General features: G+C 66.7%; 16 protein-coding genes and 1 tRNA gene. 7 read left to right on the forward strand and 10 right to left on the reverse strand.

Annotated features, from left to right (window positions below):
• Nucleotides 1–198 precede the first annotated feature (198 nt).
• The 4 genes from fixL to ACTRWB_RS22765 all read left to right on the forward strand — a co-directional run bounded on the left by fixL (nt 199) and on the right by ACTRWB_RS22765 (nt 6,806).
• Nucleotides 199–2,715 carry an oxygen sensor histidine kinase FixL gene (gene fixL, locus ACTRWB_RS22750; protein ID WP_419684442.1) on the forward strand — a complete coding sequence of 839 codons (2,517 nt, stop codon included), beginning with the start codon at nt 199–201 and terminating at the stop codon, nt 2,713–2,715.
• Complete coding sequence (gene fixJ, locus ACTRWB_RS22755) at nt 2,712–3,350, forward strand: oxygen response regulator transcription factor FixJ (protein ID WP_006493245.1); 639 nt, start codon at nt 2,712–2,714, stop codon at nt 3,348–3,350. The genes fixL and fixJ overlap by 4 nt, the downstream gene beginning before the upstream one ends.
• Nucleotides 3,351–3,614: 264 nt before the next feature.
• Nucleotides 3,615–4,475 carry a bifunctional methylenetetrahydrofolate dehydrogenase/methenyltetrahydrofolate cyclohydrolase FolD gene (folD, locus tag ACTRWB_RS22760; protein WP_129512508.1) on the forward strand — a complete coding sequence of 287 codons (861 nt, stop codon included), beginning with the start codon at nt 3,615–3,617 and terminating at the stop codon, nt 4,473–4,475.
• A gap of 243 nt (nt 4,476–4,718) precedes the next feature.
• Complete coding sequence (locus tag ACTRWB_RS22765; RefSeq protein ID WP_446903263.1) at nt 4,719–6,806, forward strand: M3 family metallopeptidase; 2,088 nt, start codon at nt 4,719–4,721, stop codon at nt 6,804–6,806.
• 58 nt (nt 6,807–6,864) lie between these two features.
• On the opposite strand, the gene dinB is transcribed toward ACTRWB_RS22765, so the two are convergent.
• The gene (gene dinB, locus ACTRWB_RS22770) at nt 6,865–8,028 is read right to left on the reverse strand and encodes a DNA polymerase IV (RefSeq protein WP_446903264.1); all 1,164 of its coding nucleotides are present in this window, start codon (nt 8,026–8,028) and stop codon (nt 6,865–6,867) included.
• A 150-nt stretch (nt 8,029–8,178) separates the two neighbouring features.
• Between dinB and ACTRWB_RS22775 the strand changes: the two genes are divergently transcribed.
• Nucleotides 8,179–8,871, forward strand: a complete 693-nt coding sequence (locus tag ACTRWB_RS22775; protein WP_446903265.1) for an aspartate/glutamate racemase family protein — start codon at nt 8,179–8,181, stop codon at nt 8,869–8,871.
• 94 nt (nt 8,872–8,965) lie between these two features.
• On the opposite strand, the gene ACTRWB_RS22780 is transcribed toward ACTRWB_RS22775, so the two are convergent.
• Nucleotides 8,966–9,042, reverse strand: a tRNA-Met gene (locus ACTRWB_RS22780).
• A gap of 181 nt (nt 9,043–9,223) precedes the next feature.
• On the opposite strand from ACTRWB_RS22780, the gene xth reads away from it, so the two are divergent.
• Nucleotides 9,224–10,000 carry an exodeoxyribonuclease III gene (xth, locus tag ACTRWB_RS22785; RefSeq protein ID WP_446903266.1) on the forward strand — a complete coding sequence of 259 codons (777 nt, stop codon included), beginning with the start codon at nt 9,224–9,226 and terminating at the stop codon, nt 9,998–10,000.
• A 19-nt stretch (nt 10,001–10,019) separates the two neighbouring features.
• Here xth and ACTRWB_RS22790 read toward each other — a convergent pair whose 3' ends face one another.
• The 4 genes from ACTRWB_RS22790 to glnA form a co-directional block, all read right to left on the reverse strand.
• Nucleotides 10,020–12,128, reverse strand: a complete 2,109-nt coding sequence (locus ACTRWB_RS22790; protein WP_446903267.1) for a prolyl oligopeptidase family serine peptidase — start codon at nt 12,126–12,128, stop codon at nt 10,020–10,022.
• A gap of 78 nt (nt 12,129–12,206) precedes the next feature.
• The gene (gene ntrC / locus ACTRWB_RS22795; protein ID WP_446903268.1) at nt 12,207–13,721 is read right to left on the reverse strand and encodes a nitrogen regulation protein NR(I); all 1,515 of its coding nucleotides are present in this window, start codon (nt 13,719–13,721) and stop codon (nt 12,207–12,209) included.
• A 45-nt stretch (nt 13,722–13,766) separates the two neighbouring features.
• Nucleotides 13,767–14,909 carry a nitrogen regulation protein NR(II) gene (gene glnL, locus ACTRWB_RS22800; RefSeq protein WP_048248798.1) on the reverse strand — a complete coding sequence of 381 codons (1,143 nt, stop codon included), beginning with the start codon at nt 14,907–14,909 and terminating at the stop codon, nt 13,767–13,769.
• 161 nt (nt 14,910–15,070) lie between these two features.
• Nucleotides 15,071–16,486 (reverse strand): type I glutamate--ammonia ligase, encoded by a 1,416-nt coding sequence (gene glnA / locus ACTRWB_RS22805; protein WP_129512515.1) that lies wholly within the window; start codon nt 16,484–16,486, stop codon nt 15,071–15,073.
• A 405-nt stretch (nt 16,487–16,891) separates the two neighbouring features.
• On the opposite strand from glnA, the gene ACTRWB_RS22810 reads away from it, so the two are divergent.
• Nucleotides 16,892–17,356 (forward strand): rhodanese-like domain-containing protein, encoded by a 465-nt coding sequence (locus tag ACTRWB_RS22810; protein WP_048248801.1) that lies wholly within the window; start codon nt 16,892–16,894, stop codon nt 17,354–17,356.
• A 115-nt stretch (nt 17,357–17,471) separates the two neighbouring features.
• On the opposite strand, the gene ACTRWB_RS22815 is transcribed toward ACTRWB_RS22810, so the two are convergent.
• The 4 genes from ACTRWB_RS22815 to ACTRWB_RS22830 all read right to left on the reverse strand — a co-directional run bounded on the left by ACTRWB_RS22815 (nt 17,472) and on the right by ACTRWB_RS22830 (nt 21,203).
• Complete coding sequence (locus tag ACTRWB_RS22815) at nt 17,472–18,287, reverse strand: competence/damage-inducible protein A (protein WP_446903269.1); 816 nt, start codon at nt 18,285–18,287, stop codon at nt 17,472–17,474.
• On the reverse strand, nt 18,284–19,111 hold the full coding sequence (locus ACTRWB_RS22820) for an EI24 domain-containing protein (RefSeq protein WP_129512516.1): 828 nt from the start codon (nt 19,109–19,111) through the stop codon (nt 18,284–18,286). The genes ACTRWB_RS22815 and ACTRWB_RS22820 overlap by 4 nt, the downstream gene beginning before the upstream one ends.
• Nucleotides 19,112–19,222: 111 nt before the next feature.
• Nucleotides 19,223–20,197 carry a sterol desaturase family protein gene (locus tag ACTRWB_RS22825; RefSeq protein WP_048248805.1) on the reverse strand — a complete coding sequence of 325 codons (975 nt, stop codon included), beginning with the start codon at nt 20,195–20,197 and terminating at the stop codon, nt 19,223–19,225.
• 16 nt (nt 20,198–20,213) lie between these two features.
• Nucleotides 20,214–21,203 (reverse strand): YVTN family beta-propeller repeat protein, encoded by a 990-nt coding sequence (locus ACTRWB_RS22830; RefSeq protein ID WP_446903270.1) that lies wholly within the window; start codon nt 21,201–21,203, stop codon nt 20,214–20,216.
• Between the last annotated feature and the right edge of the window lie 92 nt (nt 21,204–21,295).

Below are 21,295 nucleotides of genomic sequence, written 5' to 3' on the forward strand. Positions count from 1 at the left end.
CCGGCGGATTGTAATGAGCGTGCGGGGGCCTGCGCAACAAAATTTTCGAATCGTGAGATCTTTTCTCGTAATGCGGAATATTGCTGCGCTGCACCCACATTTCGGGGCGCTCCGGCGCGTCCCGGCTGAACAAATCCGTTTCCGTTCAACATATCCGGTATAGGTTTTCCATGTATTGCGCTGCGCTACAATCCTGCCATGTTGACCGATCGGCTTTTCGCACGCTCGGCGCGACCGTCGGGCCCGCCGGCGGAGTCGCAGCCGTCCCGTTGGCACCACGGACCGTGGTGGTCCAATTCCTATTTGCTGACGCCGCTGCTGTCGATCCTCGTGTTCCTCGTGGTGATGAGCCTCATCCTGTGGAGTCTCAACCGCCGCGAGCAGCAGCAGCAGGAAGACACGCTGTTCCGTAACGTCGCATGGGCGCAGCAGCAGATCCGCCTGTCGATGACGGGCGCGCAGGAGCAGCTGCAGGCGCTGTCGCGCGATCTCGCGTCCGGCCGCCTCGACCAGAACGCGTTCCAGATGGCCGTCGCCGACGTGATGCAGACGCATCCGGAAATCCTCTACCTGAACTGGTATACGGCGCCCGGCGTGCAGCGCTGGCCGACCGTGCATCCGCCGCTGCTCGGCCAGCGGCTCGCGAAGCCCGGCGACGCGCAGATGCAGGACGCCGTGCGCGGCGCCTACGACGAAGCGCGCAGTACGCGCCGCCAGGCCTATTCGCCGCTGATCTACGACGACTTCGGCAACGGCTTCATCACGCTGCAAACGCCCGTGATGCGCGGCGACCGCGAATATCTCGGCTCGATCGCCGCGGTGTTTTCGGTCGAAGGCATCCTCAAGCACGACATCCCGCAGGAACTGTCGTCGAAGTACAAGATCTCGATCACCGACGCGAACAACCGAGAGCTGTCGTCCACCTCGACGCGCCCGCGCCTGCCGCGCGACTCCCACTACGACCTGCCGCTCGATCCGCCCGGCCAGGGGCTGACCGTGCGCGTGTACGCGTTCCCGCAGCTCACCAACCTGACCAACAACACGCTCGTGTGGCTCGTCGCGGGGCTGTCGTGCTTCGTGCTGTGGAGCCTCTGGAGCCTGTGGAAGCACACGCGCCAGCGCTTCGAGGCGCAGCAGGCGCTGTACGCGGAAGCGTTCTTCCGCCGCGCGATGGAAAACTCGGTGCTGATCGGCATGCGCGTGCTCGACATGCACGGCCGCATCACGCACGTGAACCCCGCGTTCTGCCGGATGACGGGCTGGGACGAAACCGATCTCGTCGGCAAGGTCGCGCCGTTCCCGTACTGGCCGCGCGACGCTTACCCGGAAATGCAGCGCCAGCTCGACATGACGCTGCGCGGCAAGGCGCCGAGCTCGGGCTTCGAGCTGCGCGTGCGGCGCAAGAACGGCACGCTGTTCCACGCGCGACTGTACGTGTCGCCGCTGATCGACAGCTCCGGCCGCCAGACCGGCTGGATGTCGTCGATGACCGACATCACCGAGCCGAAGCGCGCGCGCGAGGAACTCGCGGCCGCGCACGAGCGCTTCACGACGGTGCTCGAAAGCCTCGACGCCGCGGTGTCGGTGCTGGCCGCCGACGAGGCCGAGCTGCTGTTCGCGAACCGCTACTACCGCCACCTGTTCGGCATCCGCCCGGACGGCCATCTCGAACTGTCCGGCGGCGGCTTCGACCGCGCGCAGGCGTCGTCCGACTCGATCGACATGGTCGACGCGTTCGCGGGCCTGCCGGCCGCCGCGCTGACGAGCAGCACCGCCGATGCGCAGGAGGTGTATGTCGAGAGCATCCAGAAGTGGTTCGAGGTGCGCCGTCAGTACATCCAGTGGGTGGACGGCCACCTCGCGCAGATGCAGATCGCGACCGACATCACGACCCGCAAGAAGGCGCAGGAACTCGCGCACCAGCAGGAAGAGAAGCTGCAGTTCACGAGCCGATTGATGACGATGGGTGAAATGGCGTCGTCGATTGCTCACGAATTGAATCAGCCGCTCGCCGCGATCAACAACTACTGCTCGGGCACGCTCGCGCTCGTCAAGAGCGGCCGCGGTACGCCCGAGACGCTGCAGCCCGCACTCGAAAAGACCGCGCAGCAGGCGCTGCGCGCGGGGATGATCGTCAAGCGGATCCGCGAATTCGTGAAGCGCAGCGAGCCGAAGCGCCAGCCGGCGCGCGTCGCGGACATCGTCGCCGACGCGGTCGGGCTCGCCGAAATCGAGGCAAGAAAGCGCAGGATCCGGATCGTCACGGAAATCCTCGCAAGAATGCCTATTATTTATGTCGACCCCGTGCTGATCGAGCAGGTCCTGATGAACCTGATGAAGAACGCGGCCGAAGCAATGGCCGACGTGAAGCCGGCGTCGGCGGACGGCGTGATCCGCGTCGTTGCCGACATCGATGCGGGATTCGTCGACATCCGCGTGATCGACCAGGGCCCGGGCGTCGACGAAGCGACCGCCGAGCGCCTGTTCGAACCGTTTTACAGCACCAAGTCCGATGGCATGGGCATGGGGCTGAACATCTGCCGTTCGATCATCGAATCGCATCGGGGGCGTCTGTGGGTGGTCAACAACGTCGAGCCGGATGGCCGCATTTCCGGCGCGACGTTCCACTGCAGCCTGCCCATTGGGGAACCCGCTGATCTCGGCCGAGGGGGGCGCGAGGCATCGGCATCACATACCGTAACGGGAGAACTATGAATAGCCCTGTCACCACCACTCAGGAAACCGTCTTTGTCGTCGACGACGACGAGGCCGTACGGGACTCGCTGCGCTGGCTGCTGGAGGCGAACGGCTATCGCGTGCAATGCTTCTCGAGCGCCGAGCAATTCCTCGATGCGTATCAGCCGGCGCAGCAAGCCGGCCAGATCGCCTGCCTGATCCTCGACGTCCGGATGTCGGGCATGAGCGGCCTCGAACTGCAGGAGCGCCTGATCGCCGACAACGCCGCGCTGCCGATCATCTTCGTCACGGGTCACGGCGATGTGCCGATGGCCGTGTCGACGATGAAAAAGGGTGCGATGGACTTTATCGAGAAACCGTTCGACGAAGCCGAGTTGCGCAAGCTCGTCGAGCGGATGCTCGACAAGGCCCGAAGCGAAAGCAAGAGCGTCCAGGAACAGCGCGCCGCGAGCGAACGCCTGTCGAAGCTGACCGCGCGCGAGCAGCAGGTGCTCGAACGGATCATCGCGGGCCGCCTGAACAAGCAGATCGCCGACGATCTCGGCATCAGCATCAAGACGGTCGAAGCGCACCGCGCGAACATCATGGAAAAGCTCAACGTCAACACGGTGGCCGACCTGCTGCGCCTCGCGCTGTCGAAGAAACAGGCCTGAGCGTTCGCCGGCTGCGGCGGCACTGCCCGCCCGGCCCAGGGGCCTGTCCACGCCGATGGCGTGCTTGGCCCCCTGCCGCCCCGCGCGATGCGGCCCACTCGCGCGGCGGCGGCGTTTCTTCCCGGCGCGCGAGCGCCGCGGCCATGACGCTTTGCGCTGATTCGCTGTCGGACGGCAGCAGGCGACCGGTATAATTGCGTGCTTTGCTGCAGCGCTTCGAGCGCCGCACGCCCGCATTCCAACTTCCCGGCAGGACCCACCACCATGACAGCCCTCCTCATTGACGGCAACGGCCTTTCGAAGACCCTGCGCGCGCAGGCCGCCGAACGCGCCGCCGCCCTGACCGCACGCGGCCACCAGCCCGGTCTCGCGGTGATCCTCGTCGGCGCGAACCCGGCGAGCGAAGTCTACGTGCGCAACAAGATCAAGGCGTGCGAGGACAACGGTTTCTTCTCGCTGAAGGATGCCTACCCGGCGACGCTGTCGGAAGCCGACCTGCTCGCGCGCATCGACGAGCTGAACCGCGATCCGAAGATCCACGGCATCCTCGTGCAGCTGCCGCTGCCCGCGCACATCGACAGCCACAAGGTGATCGAGGCGATCGCGCCGGAGAAGGACGTCGACGGCTTTCACGTCGCGAACGCCGGTGCGCTGATGACGGGCAAGCCGCTGTTCCGCCCGTGCACGCCGTACGGCGTGATGAAGATGTTCGAAGCCCACGACATCGCGCTGCAGGGTGCGAACGCGGTCGTGATCGGCCGCTCGAACATCGTCGGCAAGCCGATGGCGATGATGCTGCTGGAAGCCGGCGCAACCGTGACGATCTGCCACAGCAAGACGCGCGACCTCGCCGCGCACACGCGTGGCGCCGACATCGTGGTCGCCGCGGTCGGCAAGCGCAACATCCTGACCGCCGACATGGTGAAGCCCGGCGCGACGGTGATCGACGTCGGCATGAACCGCGACGACGCGGGCAAGCTGTGCGGCGACGTCGACTTCGCGGGCGTGAAGGAAGTGGCCGGCCACATCACGCCGGTGCCGGGCGGCGTCGGCCCGATGACCATCACGATGCTGCTGATCAACACGATCGAAGCCGCCGAGCGCGCCGCCGCCGCGGCCGCCTGACCGCGCGCCTGTTCAGCCGGCGCGCGGTTCACGTGCGCCGGCGTCTCACCGGCCGCCCCGCGCCGGCCTCGCCTCGCCAGACCGCCCTCCGCCCCGCATCCGACCCTGCGTCAATCGCACCGTTAGAAACTAACGATTGGAAAGCGCACGATGCGCCCCAATAATGTCGGTATCGGGCGCCGTCGCGCCTTACCGCCGTTACCCTTTTTATCCCGGTTCATCCGGCAACAGACAGGGAGTCTTATGTCCGCCAGCGCCAACACCAATCCGCTCCTCGACTTCTCCGGCCTGCCCCGCTTCGGCGAGATTCGTCCGGAACACGTGACGCCCGCGCTCGATACGCTGCTCGACGCAGCCACCCGCGCGGTCGAAGCCGCGAGCGCACCCGCGACGCCGTCGACCTGGGCCGATGTGGTCGAGACGGTCGAACACGCGTCGGAGCCGCTCGGTCGCGCATGGGGCATCGTCGGTCACCTGAACGCGGTCGCCGATACGCCCGAGTTGCGGGCCGCCTACGGCGAGAACCTGCCGCGCGTGACCGAATTCTGGTCGAGCGTCGGCCAGAATCTCGCGCTGTACGAGAAGTACAAGGCGATCGCCGCGAGCGCCGAATACGCGACGCTGTCCGCCGAACGCAAGAAGATCCTCGACAACGCGCTGCGCGATTTCCGCCTGTCGGGCGCCGAGCTGCCCGAGGACCAGAAACCGCGCTTCGCGGAATTGCAGGAACAGCAGGCCGCGCTGTCGAAGGCATTCTCCGACCACGTGCTCGACGCGACCAACGCGTACGCGTACTTCGTGCAGGACGAGGCCGAGCTGGCCGGCCTGCCGGGCGACGCGATCGAGGCTGCCCGCGAAGCCGCGCAAAAGGACAGCAAGGACGGCTGGAAATTCACGCTGCACTTCCCGTCGTACTTCCCGGTGCTGCAGTACGCGAACAACCGCGCGCTGCGCGAGACGCTCTATCACGCGTATGCGACGCGCGCGTCGGAACTCGGGCCGCAGTACGGCGACGGCAAGGCCGATTGGGACAACACGGCGATCGTCGCCGACGAGCTGAAGCTGCGCCGCGAAGAGGCGCAGATGCTCGGCTACCGCAACTTCGCCGAAGTGTCGCTCGCGCCGAAGATGGCCGAATCGCCGCAGCAGGTGATCGCGTTCCTCGAGGATCTCGCGACGCGTGCGCGCCCGCACGCGGACAAGGACTGGGACGAACTGCGCGCATTCGCCGCGAAGGAACTCGACCTGGCCGAACTCGCGCCGTGGGACATCGCGTATGCGGCCGAAAAGCTGCGCCAGCAGCGCTACGCCTTCTCGGAAAACGAGGTCAAGCAGTACTTCCCGGAACCGGCCGCGCTGAAGGGCCTGTTCACCGTCACCGAGGCGCTGTTCGGCGTGCGGATCAAGCCGGACGACGCGCCGGTGTGGCACAAGGACGTGCGCTTCTTCCGCGTCGAGAACCGCGACAGCTCGCTCGTCGCGCAGTTCTATCTCGACCTGTACGCACGCGAAGGCAAGCGCGGCGGCGCATGGATGGACGACGCGCGGTCGCGCGCGAAACGCGGCAGCGACGTGCAGACTCCCGTCGCCTACCTCACCTGCAACTTCTCGGCGCCGGTCGGCGGCAAGCCCGCGTGCTTCACGCACGACGAAGTCATCACGCTGTTCCATGAATTCGGCCACGGGCTGCACCACATGCTCACGCGCGTCGACGAGCTCGGCGTGTCGGGCATCAACGGCGTCGAATGGGATGCGGTCGAGCTGCCGTCGCAGTTCATGGAAAACTTCTGCTGGGAATGGGACGTGCTGTCGTCGATGTCGTCGCACATCGACACGGGCGCCGCGCTGCCGCGCGAGCTGTTCGACAAGATGATTGCCGCGAAGAATTTCCAGAGCGGGCTCGGCACGCTGCGCCAGATCGTGTACTCGATGTTCGACATGCTGCTGCACGTCGACTTCGACCCGGCGGGCGCCACCGGCGTGAACGCGTTCGCGCGCGAGATCAACGAGCGCTACCACGTGATCCCGCAGGCGGCGTTCTCGCGCTGGCCGAACACGTTCAGCCATATCTTCGCGGGCGGCTATGCAGCCGGCTACTACAGCTACAAGTGGGCCGAGGTGCTGTCGGCCGACGCGTACGCGGCATTCGAGGAAGCGGCCGCCGCAAGCGGCAGCGTGCTCGACGCGGCAACCGGCACGCGCTATCGCCGCGAAATCCTCGAGGTCGGCGGCAGCCGCCCGGCGATGGATTCGTTCAAGGCGTTCCGCGGCCGCGAGCCGAAGATCGATGCATTGCTGCGCCACAACGGGATGGCCGCGCCCACGCACTGAGCGCGCTGCCCGGCTCGGCCGGCAGGAACGACAGGCACCGCTTCGGCGGTGCCTTTTTTCATGGTGCGGACGATTCGTCGTCGAACAGCGAAAACTGCCCGTGACGCTCGGCCGTGTCCTCGTCGATGCGCACGCCCACGCCGAGCAGCCGCACGGCCTGCGCGCGCCGCTGCAACCCCTTCGCGAGCAGCGTGACGGCCGTGTCCGCATTCGTCGCGTCGGCCACGCACTCGACCGTCGTGCGCTGGAAATCGGCGAAGCGAATCTTCACGTACAGCTTGCGGATCGACCGCGCGGCGCCCGCGCGCGCGATGCGTGCATCGAGCTCCACGACAAGGCGGCGGATCTCGTCCGCGCATTGCTCGAGCGTCGTCAGGTCGGTCACGTAGGTCGTCTCGACGCTGACCGACTTGCGCTCCTGGTCGGCCTGCACGGGCCGCTCGTCGATCCCGCGCGACAGTTCGTACAGCCGCCGCCCGAACGTGCCGAACTCGCGATGCAGGTCGATCAGCGGCCAGTCGCGCAACTGCGCGCAGGTCTGGATGCCGAGCCGGTCGAGCCGCGTGGCCGTCACCTTGCCGACGCCGTGCAGCTTGCGCACCGGCAGCGCCGCGACGAATGCGTCGATCTCGTGCGGCCGCACGACGAACAGGCCGTCGGGCTTGTTCCAGTCGGACGCGATCTTCGCGATGAACTTGTTCGGCGCGACACCGGCCGACACCGTCACGCCGACGGTGTCGTGCACGCGCTGGCGGATCTCGCGCGCAATCAGCGTCGCACTGCCCTGGCACCGCTCGGAGCCGCTGACGTCGAGGTACGCCTCGTCGAGCGACAGCGGCTCGACGTCGGGCGTGTAATCGCGATAGATCGCCATGATCTGCCGCGACGCCGCGCGGTACTTGTCCATCGCGGACGGCAGGATCAGCAGGTCCGGGCACTTGCGCATCGCGAGCGCCGACGACATCGCCGAATGCACACCGTAGCGCCGCGCCTCGTAGTTGCAGGTCGCGATCACGCCGCGCTGGTCGGGCCGGCCGCCGACCGCAAGCGGCCGGTTGCGCAGCGACGGGTCGTCGCGCATCTCGACCGATGCGTAAAAGCAGTCGCAATCGCAGTGGATGATCTTGCGCATGCGCGGCAGCGCGTCGCCCGGCGGCGGTGCGTGCGGATCGGCAGGCGGAATGGTGGTCGGGTTCACGGTGCCGATACTGTACAAAAACACAGTGCCGGTTTCAACTGTCGCGTGTGCCCGCCATCGGCCGCCCGGCCCGGCGGTGCCGTACCGGTCCGCTTCACGCGGATCGTACCGCCCGTGCGCCGGTTGCGGCCCCTATACTCGTCTGCCACGACACACGACATGCAGAGGCGACGGATGAAGACGATCGGACTGATCGGCGGAATGAGCTGGGAATCGTCGGCCGAGTACTACCGGCTGATCAACCGCCACTCGAAAGTGCTGCACGGCGGGCACCACAACGCGAAAAGCGTGCTGGTGACGGTCGATTTCGCGGAGATCGAAGCGCTGCAGCGCGCGCACGACTGGGACGCGCTCGGCGAACGGATGGCCGACGCCGCGCGGCAGCTCGAAGCGGCCGGCGCCGATCTCGTCGTGCTGACGACCAATACGATGCACCGCGTGCACGAAGCGATCGAAGCCGCGGTGACACTGCCGTTCCTGCATATCGCCGACCCGACCGGCGCCGCGCTGCGCGACGCGGGCATCGAGCGCGTCGCGCTGCTCGGCACGCGCTACACGATGGAGTTGCCGTTCTATGCGCAGCGGCTGCGCGAAAAGTTCGGGATGGAGGTGCTGGTGCCGGACGAACGCGGCCGCGACGACGTGCACCGGATCATCTACGACGAGCTGTGCCACGGCATCGTCGACGCGGCGTCGCGCGCGACATACGTGACGATCATCGAAGGTCTGGCGGCGCGCGGCGCGCAGGCCGTGATCCTCGGCTGTACGGAAATCACGCTGCTGATCGGCGCGGACGACTCGCCGCTGCCGGTGTTCGACACGACCGCGCTGCATGCGAAGGCGGCCGTGGAGTGGGCGGCACGCTGATACGCGCGCGGAAAACAAAAAACCCGGCACGGGGCCGGGTTCCTGTCGACGAAGCGCGCAGTGGTCACTTGCGCTGCACATCGTCTGGTGTGCTTGGTTGCGGGGGTAGGATTTGAACCTACGACCTTCGGGTTATGAGCCCGACGAGCTGCCAGACTGCTCCACCCCGCGTCAGAGAAATAAATTATAGGGTGAGGAAGTACTTACGTCAACACTTTTGTCACAATCCTTTCTACCCGCCCCGATGCAGTGCCCCTGATGCGTGTGCCTTCATCGCGACGCGCACGTTCGCACCACGTGCTCGCGGTAAGATGGCGCCCTCCGCATTTATCCCGCACGCACACTTCCGTTCATGAAAATCGCCACCTGGAACGTCAACTCGCTCAACGTCCGCAAGCAGCACGTGCTCGACTGGCTCGCGCAAAGCGGGACCGACGTGCTGTGCCTGCAGGAACTGAAGCTGCCGGACGAGAAATTCCCGCGCGCCGATCTCGAAGCGGCCGGCTACCGCAGCTGGTTCACGGGCCAGAAGACCTACAACGGTGTCGCGATCCTCGCGCGCGACACGCTGCCCGTCGACGAAGCGGATGTCGTGCGCAACATCCCCGGTTTCGACGATCCGCAGCAGCGCGTGGTCGCCGCGACGGTCGACGGCGTGCGCATCGTGTCCGCGTATTTCCCGAACGGCCAGGCGCCCGACTCCGACAAGTTCGCCTACAAGATGCAGTGGCTCGACGCGCTGCAAGCGTGGCTGCGCACCGAACTGCAGCGCTACCCGAAGCTCGCGCTGCTCGGCGACTACAACATCGCGCCGGAAGACCGCGACGTGCACGACCCCGCGAAATGGGAAGGCCAGAACCTCGTGTCGCCGCAGGAGCGCGCGCACTTCGAGCAGCTGATCGAGCTTGGCTTCGTCGATGCGTTCCGCCGCTTCGAACAGCCCGAGAAGACCTTCACGTGGTGGGACTACCGGATGATGGCGTTCCGCCGCAACGCGGGGCTGCGCATCGATCACATCCTGCTGTCGCCGGCGCTCGCGGAAACCTGCACGTCGTGCGAGGTCGACCGCACGCCGCGCACGTGGGAACAGCCGTCCGACCACACGCCCGTCGTCGCGGTCGTCGGCTGATCGCGCCGCCCGCGCGCGTTCAGCGACGCGCGGGCGCCGGCCCGAGATGGGCCCACAGGAACCCGAATTCGGCCGCGTCGGATTCGGCGCGTTCCAGATCGTCGGCGCTGCCGTGCCCGCCGTCGGTGTTCTCCCAGTACCACACCTGTTCGTGACCAAGCGCCTGCATGCGCGCGGTCATCTTGCGCGCATGTGCGGGATGCACGCGGTCGTCGCGGGTCGACGTCGTCAGCAGTAACGGCGGATACGCGACGCCTTCGCGCACGCGGTGATACGGCGAATACGCGGCCAGCGCCGCGCCCTCGCGCGGATCGTCGGGGTCGCCGTATTCGTCGAGCCATGCGGCGCCCGCGTGCAGCTTCGGATAACGCCGCATGTCGAGCAGCGGCACGCGGCAGAGCACCGCGCCGAACAGTTCCGGCCGCTGCACCATGCACGCGGCGACCAGCAGCCCGCCGTTGCTGCCGCCCTCGATACCGAGCTGCGCGGCGGTCGTCACGCCCGTCGCCGCCAGATCCTCGGCCACCGCGATGAAATCGTCGAACGAGCGCTGCCGGTGTTCGCGCTGCGCGTCGACGTGCCAGCGCGGCCCGAACTCGCCGCCGCCGCGGATGTGCGCGAATGCCATCACGCCGCCGCGTTCGAGCCACGCGATGCCGAACGCGTCGCTGTAGCCCGGCAGGTTCGGGATCGCAAAGCCGCCATAACCCGACAGCAGGCACGGTCGTGCGATGCGCGCGGCGCCGTCGGGCGCATCGAGTGCATCGCTCGGCCCGATCAGCGTGTACGGCACCACCGTGCCGTCGCGCGAGCGCGCGCTCGCGCGGCGCACGACGAGCCCGGCCGCGTCGAACTGCACCGGCGGCCGGTCGAGCAGCACGCGGCGCGACGGCGCATCGGCCGCGCGATCGGCAAGATCGGCCAGCCAGCATTCGGGCGGGTCGAGATAGGTGTCGACGTCCACGTAAATCTCGTCGTTCAGCGTCGACTCGACCGGCTCGACGTCGATCTGCGCGTCGCCCGCCCAGTCGAACGGCCGCGCGTCCCACGCCCACGTACCGTCATCGGCCTGCCGCGGCTGCCACAGCATCGTGCGGTTGTGCACGTCGTCGAGCCAGCTCGCGATCAGCGTCGTGCGCGTGTGCGTCCACGTACACGCAGACGTCGACGGTTGCGGCGCGAACAGCGTCGTGAAGTCGCGCGCCCCGTCCATGAACGCCTGCTCGCGGATCGCCAGCAGCGAGCCGCCCGCATGGCGCACGCCGTCGCAATCCCAGTCGAGACGCGGCTCCAGCACGAGCCAGCCTTCCCAGAACCCGACTTCGACATGCGTCGGCACGTCGTAGCGCGCCCAGTCGCCCGCCTCCGTCAGCCGGTACGCATGCGCGTCGAAGAAGTCGACGCTGCGCCACGCGACGTGACGGTTGTCGATCGGATCGAACCCCGCGCCCGCGCTGATGTCGTCGGGTTCGCCGCGAAATACGACGGGCGCGTCGGCGAGCGGCGTGCCGCGCACCCAGCGCCGTGCTTCATACGGATAACCGGCCGCGGTCGCATGCGCTTCGCCGCGATCCCAGCTCACGTAGACGGTGTCGCGGTCGATCCAGCCGATCGTGTGATGCCCGGGCTCGTCGATCGTGAAACCGCCATCGACGAAACGGCGCTCGACGAGATCGAATTCGCGCACGACGACCGCGTCGGCGCCGCCCGGCGACAGCGACAAGAGCGCGCGGTCGCCGTCCGGATACAGGATCGCGTCCTGCTCGAACACCCACGATTCGCCCTCTTCGGCACCGAGCGCATCGACGTCGAGCAGCGTTTCCCACGCCGGCCGGCCGGCGCGCCAGTCATCCCAGCGCGTGCGGCGCCACAGCCCCTTCGGATGGAGATCGTCCTGCCACAGGTCGTAGGCCCAGTCGCGCCAGCGGGTCGGAATCACCGGGCGTTCGCGCGGCAGATACGCTTTCGCGAGACGCGCCGTGAGCGCGCGATACGCATCGTCGTCGCGCAGCGCGGCGCGCGTGCGTGCATTCTGCTCGTCGACCCACGTGCGGGCGCGCTTGCTGTCGAGCGCTTCGAGGAAACGGAACGGGTCGGCCCCGGCGGGCCAGCGGAAGGAATCGGACATTGCGGATAAGCGTAACGGCAAACCGCGATTATGTCCGATCGCGGCACGCGCGATGCCCGCGCGTGCCGCGAATCATGCTCAGGGCTCCAGATGCAGTTCCTGGATCTTGCGCGTGATCGTGTTGCGGCCGATGCCGAGCCGCTCCGCGGCCTCGACCTTGCGGCCGCGGGTGAAGTCGAGTGCTTCGCGAATCACGGCCGCCTCGAAGCGGCGTGCGAGCTCGTCCATCACGTCGGCCGAGTTCTCGCGCAACAGCCGCGCGACTTCGGTGCGCAGCCCATGCTCCCACACCGGATAACCGGCCGGCGCACCGTTCGGCGCGGCCGCAACGGGCGCGGACGCCACCGGCACCGCACCGATGGCCGGCTGCCCGGCCAGCGCGCCGCCGCCGTTGCCGTGCGCATCCATGCCGTCGCCCGTCGCGACGACCGGCGCACCGGCCGGCACGAGGTCGGGCGGCAGATCCTTGATCTCGACGGTCTGCGCGGGCGCCATCACGGTCAGCCAGTTCGCGAGGTTCTCGAGCTGCCGCACGTTGCCGGGAAACGCCAGCGACGTCAGGTATGCCAGCGCGTCGTCGGACACCCGCTTCGGCTCGACGCCGAGATCGCGCGCGCTCTTCTGCAGGAAGTGGCGCGTGAGCAGCGCGATGTCTTCGCTGCGTTCGCGCAGCGGCGGCAGGCGCAGCCGGATCACGTTGAGCCGGTGGTAAAGGTCCTCGCGGAACAGCCCCTGCCGCACGCGCGCCTCGAGATTCTGGTGCGTCGCGGCGATCACGCGCACGTTCGCGCGCAGCGGATTGTGCCCGCCGACACGATAGAACTGGCCGTCCGACAGCACGCGCAACAGGCGCGTCTGCAGGTCGAACGGCATGTCGCCGATTTCGTCGAGGAACAGCGTGCCGTTCTCGGCCTGCTCGAAGCGGCCCTGGCGGGTCGTCTGCGCGCCGGTGAACGCACCGCGCTCATGACCGAACAGCTCGGATTCGAGCAGGTCCTTCGGAATCGCCGCGGTGTTCAGCGCGATGAACGGCCCGTTCGCACGCGGGCTGTGACGATGCAGCGCACGCGCGACGAGTTCCTTGCCGGTGCCCGACTCGCCCGTGATCAGCACGGTCGCGGCCGAGTGCGACAGGCGGCCGATCGCGCGGAACATGTCCTGCATCGCGGGCGCCTGGCCGAGCATCTCCGGCGCTTCGGCGACACGCTCGTCCTGCGGCGTGCCGCCGCGCAGGCTTTCCTCGACCGCGCGGCGGATCAGCTCGACCGCCTTGTCGACGTCGAACGGCTTCGCGAGGTATTCGAACGCGCCGCCCTGGAACGCCGCCACGGCGCTGTCGAGATCGGAGAACGCCGTCATGATGATGACGGGCAGGCCCGGCAGGCGCTCGTGCATCGCCTGCAGCAACTCGAGGCCCGAGCCGCCCGGCATCCGGATGTCGGACACGAGCACCTGCGGTGTCTCGTGGTCGAGCGCGGCCAGCGCGTCGCGCACGTTCGCGAAGCTCTTCGTCGCGAAGCTGTCCCGGGCGAGCGCCTTTTCAAGCACCCAGCGGATCGATTGGTCGTCGTCAACTATCCAGATCGGCTTCATAGGTCGGTCAGAATGGGGAAATCCGGTGAATCGCACTGCCGCCGCTCAATGGTCGAGCGGTAGCAGGATCTGAAATTCGGTACGTCCGGGCCGGCTTTCGACCTCGATCATCCCGTCGTGCTGCTGCACGAACGTCTGTGCGAGCGTGAGGCCGAGACCACTGCCGTCTTCGCGCCCGGACACGAGCGGATAGAAGATCCGGTCGCGGATCTCTTCCGGAATGCCGGGCCCGTTGTCGATCACATGCAAGTCCAGTGCCAGCCTGTACAGGCGCTTCGCGATCGTGATCTTGCGCGCGATGCGCGTGCGCAGCTCGATCTTCGCGTCGCCCTGCGCGATCCGTTCGCGCAGCGCCTGCGCGGCGTTGCGCACGATGTTGAGCAGCGCCTGGATCAGCTGCTCCTTGTCGCCGCGCAGATCCGGCACGCTCACGTCGTAGTCGCGCTCGATCGTGAGCCCGCGCGGGAATTCCGCGAGCATCACCGCGCGCACGCGTTCGCACACTTCATGAATGTTCACGTCGCCGACGATATGCGGATGCCGATGCGGCTCCAGCAATCGGTCGACGAGCGTCTGCAGGCGATCGGACTCCTTGATGATCACCTGCGTGTATTCGCGCAACTCGCCGCGCTCGCGCTCGCCGAGTTCGAATTCGAGCAGCTGGGCTGCGCCGCGAATTCCGCCGAGCGGGTTCTTGATCTCGTGCGCGAGGTTGCGGATCAGCTGCTTGTTGACCGCGGTCAGATCGTGGATGCGCTCCTCGCGATCGGTACGCGACTGCCGCTCGTTCTCGAACAACTCGACGAGCACGAAATCGGGCGCGGTCTCGAGGAAACCGACGATCGCATGCACGTGCAGCGGTTCGCGGCCGGGCCGGTCGAGCACGGTATCGAGATGCGTCGCATGAAAGCGCTCCTCGCCGATCGCGGTGATCGTCGATGCGAGTTCGTTCGCATTCGGAAAAATCTCGCCCCACGGCCGCTGCGCGAGTTGCCGGCGCGAGATGTCGAGCATCGCTTCCGCGGACGGGTTCGCGAACGCGATCCGCAGCGTCTTGCGGTCGAGCACGATCACGACCGTCGGCAGCGCTTCCAGCCCCGCAAGCAGGCCTGAGCGCGCGAGCCGCTCGTCGTCCGTCAGTCGCTCGGGTTGCCCCGTCTTCGCCTTGATCAGATTCTTCAGAACCATCTGCGTGCTTGTCGCGCCTCAACGGGCCAGAAAATGAAAATCCTCGGAACAAAAAAGGGACGGCTGGACGCCGTCCCCTTTCAGACTCCGCCGTTCCCGCCGCAAGCCGCGCGACGGGAACGAACCGGCAAAACGGCGCTGAATCGAAGCGCCATCGCCGATTACAGCGAGTAGTACATCTCGAACTCGATCGGGTGCGTCGTCATGCGGAACTTCGCCAGCTCCTGCTCCTTCAGCGCGAGGTACGCATCCAGCATGCCGTCCGTGAACACGCCACCGCGCGTCAGGAACTCGCGATCCTTGTCGAGTGCTTCGAGTGCCTGGTCGAGGCCCGCGCAAACGGTCGGGATCTTTGCATCTTCTTCCGGCGGCAGGTCGTACAGGTTCTTGTCCGCGGCTTCGCCCGGATGGATCTTGTTCTGGATCCCGTCGAGGCCGGCCATCATCAGCGCCGTGAAGCACAGGTACGGGTTCGCCATCGGATCCGGGAAGCGCGTTTCGATACGGCGGCCCTTCGGGTTCGACACGTGCGGAATGCGGATCGATGCCGAACGGTTGCGCGCCGAGTAAGCGAGCTTGACCGGTGCTTCGAAGTGCGGGACCAGACGCTTGTACGAGTTCGTCGTCGGGTTCGTGATCGCGTTCAGCGCACGGGCGTGCTTGATGATGCCGCCGATGTAGAACAGCGCCAGTTCCGACAGGCCGGCATAACCGTTGCCCGCGAACAGGTTCTGGCCGTCCTTCCAGATCGACTGGTGAACGTGCATGCCCGAACCGTTGTCGCCGACGACCGGCTTCGGCATGAACGTCGCCGTCTTGCCGTACGAGTGCGCGACGTTATGGATGATGTACTTCGACCATTGCGTCCAGTCCGCACGCTCGACCAGCGTCGAGAACTTCGTGCCGATTTCGTTCTGGCCCTGGCCCGCCACTTCGTGGTGGTGCACTTCGACCGGGATGCCGAGCTGTTCGAGCAGCAGGCACATTTCCGAACGCATGTCCTGGAACGTGTCGACCGGTGCGACCGGGAAGTAGCCGCCCTTCGTGCCCGGACGGTGGCCCGTGTTGCCGCCTTCGAATTCCTTGCCGGCCGACCACGGTGCTTCTTCCGAGTTGATCTTCACGAAGCAGCCCGACATGTCCGTGTTCCACTGGACCGAGTCGAAAATGAAGAATTCCGGCTCCGGACCGAAGTAGGCCGTGTCGCCGATGCCCGTGCTCTTCAGGTACGCTTCGCCGCGCTTCGCGAGCGAACGCGGATCGCGCTCGTAGCCCTTGCCGTCTGCCGGCTCGACCACGTCGCAGGTCAGCACGAGGGTCGACTCTTCATAGAACGGGTCGATGAAGGCAGCGTTCGGGTCCGGCATGAGCAGCATGTCCGACGCCTCGATACCCTTCCAGCCCGCGATCGACGAACCGTCGAATGCATGACCGCTTTCGAACTTGTCTTCGTCAAACGCCGAAACCGGCACCGACACGTGCTGTTCCTTGCCGCGCGTATCCGTGAAGCGGAAATCGACAAACTTGCAGTCCTCGTCCTTCACGAGTTGCATGACGTCGGCGACGGTTTTACTCATAACCTCTTCTCCTGATTGAACAATTCCGGCGGACTGGGAACCGCCTCGTTTATCGAGCTGATCGGGATCAAGCTTTTGCGCAGCGCGCCCCGATTTGACCGAATTCTATAAAGCAGCTTCCGTGCCACCCATGCGCAAGATTGGCGCGAATCGCGCCGGCGCTCGCCGCGACGGGGCTGTGCTGCGCGATTCCGGGGCCCGGGGCCGCATCGGCCGCCAACCGAAAGCACCTGTATGGTGCAATCGTCGAAACACGCCGAACCCGTTGAATCATTTTGGTGCACGCACGCCATTCTGCACTCTTTTGGTGAACGCGTGTGCGGTGCGCGCACCGTACCGCATACGGACATCCGGGAAGCGACGCCGCGCTAGAATGTTCGTTTGACCGACAGGAGACTCTCCGCCATGAGTACGCTCGACCAGCTTTACGCGAAGGCCGACGAACGCCGCGCACAAGGCGCGCTCAACTACGCCGGCGCACTGCTGCCGGTCGAAGCATTCGAACTGCTGCAACTCGACCCGTCGGCGCGCCTCGTCGACGTACGCACCCGCGCCGAACTCGACTGGATCGGCCGTCCGCTCGTCGGCGACGGCCAGTACCTGCACCTCGAATGGACGCGCTACCCGGGCGGCGTGCCGAACGCCGAATTCGTCAACGAACTGAAGGCCGCCCTCCCGCCCGATACGCCCGTGCTGTTCCTGTGCCGCAGCGCCGCGCGCTCGAAGCTCGCCGCGGTCGCGTCGTCGCAGGCCGGCTTCACCAAGGCGTTCGACCTGCTCGAAGGCTTCGAGGGCGCGAAGGACGCCGAAGGCCATCGCAAGACGGTCGACGGCTGGTGCTTCCGCAAGCTGCCCTGGATCGGCGCCTGACGGCACGCCCCTCCCGGCGGTGACAACTGCACCATCGTCGAGCCGGGCGATGACATGCCGATGACGGGCCGCGTTGCGCGGCCCGTGGCTTTTGTGCGGCCGATTTGCGCGCCGCTCAGGCGCGCGGCAGGTCGGGCTCGACGACGTCGCCGCCGAGCAGGTGCACGCCTTCGCGCAGCTTCACGAACGCGGCCGCGACCGCTTCCGGCTCGCCCTTCACGCCGAGGTCGATGTGACGGCGCGCGTAGATGCCGCCGCGCTCCGCGTCGCCGACGCTCGGCAGGCTGAACACGCGCACGCCGGGGAAGTCGCGCTCGATGCGTTCCATCAGCGGCGTGAGCGTCGATTCCGGCAGCTCGAACACGTACAGCGAGCGCTCCGCGTGCGGCGTCGCGTGATGCAGGTGCGCGTACTTCGTATCGAGCACCCATTCGATCATCGGCCACGCCATCACCGGAAAGCCCGGCACGAAGTGGAGATCGCCGACCGAGAAGCCGGGAATCCGGTTATAGCCGTTCGGGATGATCGTCGCGCCCACCGGGAACACGCCCATGTTGAAGCGGTGCTGGTTCTCCGGCGAGTCGAAGTCGACCGGCGTGGCCGGATCGGCGTGCGTTTCGCGGATCCGCTCCGAGATCAGCACCTTCGCTTCCGGATGCAGTTCGAGCGGCACGCCGAGCGCGGCGGCCGCGCACTGGCGCGTGTGGTCGTCCGGCGTCGCGCCGATGCCGCCCGTCGAGAACACGATGTCGCCCGACGCGATCGCACGCGCGAGCGTCGCCGTGATGCGCGCCGGATCGTCGCCGACGTATTCGGCCCAGTCGAGCGCGAGACCGCGCGCGCCGAGCAGCTCGATGACCTTCGCCAGATGCTTGTCCTGCCGGCGGCCCGAAAGGATTTCGTCGCCGATGATGATGATGCCGATGCTCATGCCTGCCCCATGTCGATTGCGGTGGCGCGCGCGCTGGCGCGCAAGTCCTCCAGCGCGCGCAGGCAATAGTGCCCGAACCACAGCGCCGAGAAGACGAGGATGAAAGCGTAAACCCAGATCATGGCCGCCGCGACGAACGGGAACAGCACCATCATCCAGACCGACGACACCCACACGAAGGTCGGCACGGTGCCGAGCAGCCCGGTCGCGACGCCGATGCCGATCAGCGGCCAGCGGTGCTGCTTCACGAGGGTACGGCGCTCGTCGCGGCTCGCGTGCAGCGCGAGCGCGTCGTAGGTCATCACGCGATACGTGAGCCAGCCCCAGATCACCGGCGGCAGCAGCGCGAAGAACGGCGGGATCAGCCACAACGGAATCGTGACGACGAGCACGACGATGCCGGCCAGCGCCGCCCACAGCGAATTGAACACGCTGCCGAAGAAGGTGCCGCCCCGCTTCGACTCGAGCGCCGCGAACTGCCGGTTCGACAGGTGCTTGATCACGACCGGCATCGAAATCGTCGCGATCAGCAGCAGCACGGTCAGCACGATCAGCGGAATCGCCAGCGACACGACGACGAACGGCGCGACGACCGCATGCAGTTGCGACATGCCGATCGCGTCGAATGCGCGATACAGCGCGGCCGTCAGCACGAAGCCGTCGAGCGCGCCGCGCGCGGCGTCGATCAGCGTCTGCCACGAGAACCACAGCAAGACGCCCCACAGGACGGCCGAGACGAGGAACGGCATCAGGGTGAGCCAGAGCATGCGCGGATGCAATGCGCTCGCCAATGCGCGGACGAAGGAACGCAGCAGGTCGTTCATGCGGGCCTGTATCGACGGAGAAAAACGGGGAAAGGATAAACCACGCGGCCCGCATGCGCCAAAGCGCATGCGGGCCGCGTGGGAGAGGCGTTCAACGGCGGAGTAACCGGATCAGGCCGACGCCGCGCCGCGCTTCGCGGGGAACAGGCGCCGGAAGATCCGCACGAACGCGAGGCCGTGCTGCGCCCAGAAGCCTTCGCCGTAGGACACGCCCTCGACCTGGTCGCGGATGCCGGTCGGCTCGACCGTGCGGTTCCACGACGCGGTGCCGAACATCATGTCCCACCACGGGAACAGCACGCCGAAGTTGCAGCCGTACTTGGTGCCTTCGTGGCCGTAGCCGACCGCGTGGTGGCGCCGGTGGAAGATCGGGCTCACGAGCAGGCGCTCGCCGAGCCAGCCGAACGACAGCCGCGCATTCGTATGCTGGATGCTCTGCATGAAGTTCGTGAACGCGGTCAGCACGACGAACTGCGACGGCGTCACGCCGATCACGAGCGCGATCGACGCGAAGAAGCACGACTGGATCACGTCGTCGAGCAGGTGGTTGCGGTCATCGCACCACAGCGACATCTGCCGCTGGCTGTGATGGACGGCGTGCAGCTCCCACCAGATGCCGAACTTGTGCTGCCAGCGGTGATACCAGTAGCCGGCGAAGTCGAGCACGACGAGGTAGATCGCGAACGCGACGATCGGCTGCGAGGTCACGCCCGGCCACAGATAGTCGAGGTTGAAGTTCGAGACGCCGTGCAGGCGCAGCCATGCCTGGAAGTTGTCGAACACCGGCTGCAGCGCGAAGAAGAAGAACAGCGTGTAGATGCCGAGCTTCGAGATCGCCGTGTAGATCACGTCGACCCGCACGGCCCGGCGGTTCTTCCAGCGTTCGACCGGCAGCAGCGCCTCGAGCGGGCGCAGCAGCGCGAACATCAGCACCATCTGCAGCGCGCCGACGATCACCCAGTACAGCGCGTCGTAGGTGTCCTCGTCATAGTCCATCAGGTTGAACTTGAAGAGGAGCGGCTGCACGACGTCGACGTACAGCCAGGTCTGGATGTCCGACACGAACGCATCGATCAGGTGCAGCATCGTTCGCCTCCGTCCGTCACGCGCCGTTCGCCGCCTTCCACGGCGCGCGGTCGTAGAAGTAGATGCCGTGCGGCGAGCGGCCGACGGAGATCGTCTGCACCAGCTTGCGCGACGGCAGGTCGATGATCCCGACCTTCTTCGCGAAACGGAACGTCACCCACAGCGTCTTCTTGTCGGCCGACAGCTCCATGTCGTCCGGCCCCGGCAGCAGGCCGGTGATGTCGCCGACGTTGGTGAGCGTGTTCTCGTCGATGATGCTGATCGTGTTCGCGACCCGGTTCGTCACCGCGACGTGCGTGCCGTCGGCGAGCGAGCGGAAGTTGTGCGCGCCCTTGCCGGTCTGGATCGTCTTCACAACCTTCTGGTTGCGCCAGTCGACGACCGCCACGTAATCGGCGCCCGTCATCCCGACGAGCAGGTACTTGTCGTCCGGCGTCAGCCACAGGCCCGCCGGCACCTTGCCGACCGGCATCTTCCACTTGACCGTCTGGGTAGCGAGGTCGACCGCCGCGATCTCGCCGGACACCTGCAGCGACACGAGCACCGTCTTGCTGTCTTTCGTAAACGCGAGGTGGCTCGGCATCACCGCGAGCGGCACGCGCTTCGCGATCTTCACGTCACGGCCGTCGTAGCTGTAGATGTCGAGGCGATCGAGGCGCAGCCCGGTCGACACGAACCACTTGTGATCGGGCGAGAAGCCGAGCTGGTATGGATCCTCGATGCCTTCGACCGTGCGTTGCAGCTTGCCCGTCTTCGGATCGACGAACATCAGGCTGTTCGAGACCGAATTCGCGACGATCAGCGAACCGTTGTCGGGCGTGGCCATCAGGTGGTGCGGTTCCTTGCCGGTCGGCATCGTGCCGACGACCTGGCGGGTCTGCTGGTCGATCAGGGAAAGCGTCGCTTCGGCCGAATTGAGGACGATCACGTTATTCGCGTGTGCGGCGGGCGCCAGCACGGCGGCGGCCAGCACGAGCGTGCGGCCGAGGGAAAGGAAAGTGCGCATGAAGACTCACGTCGAGGAACAACCGTCATTGTAAAACGTTCAACCGGCCCCGCCGGTTGACGGAAGCCGGCATTGCGCCACTTCGACGCACG

The organism is Burkholderia sp. YIM B11467, assembly GCF_052952715.1.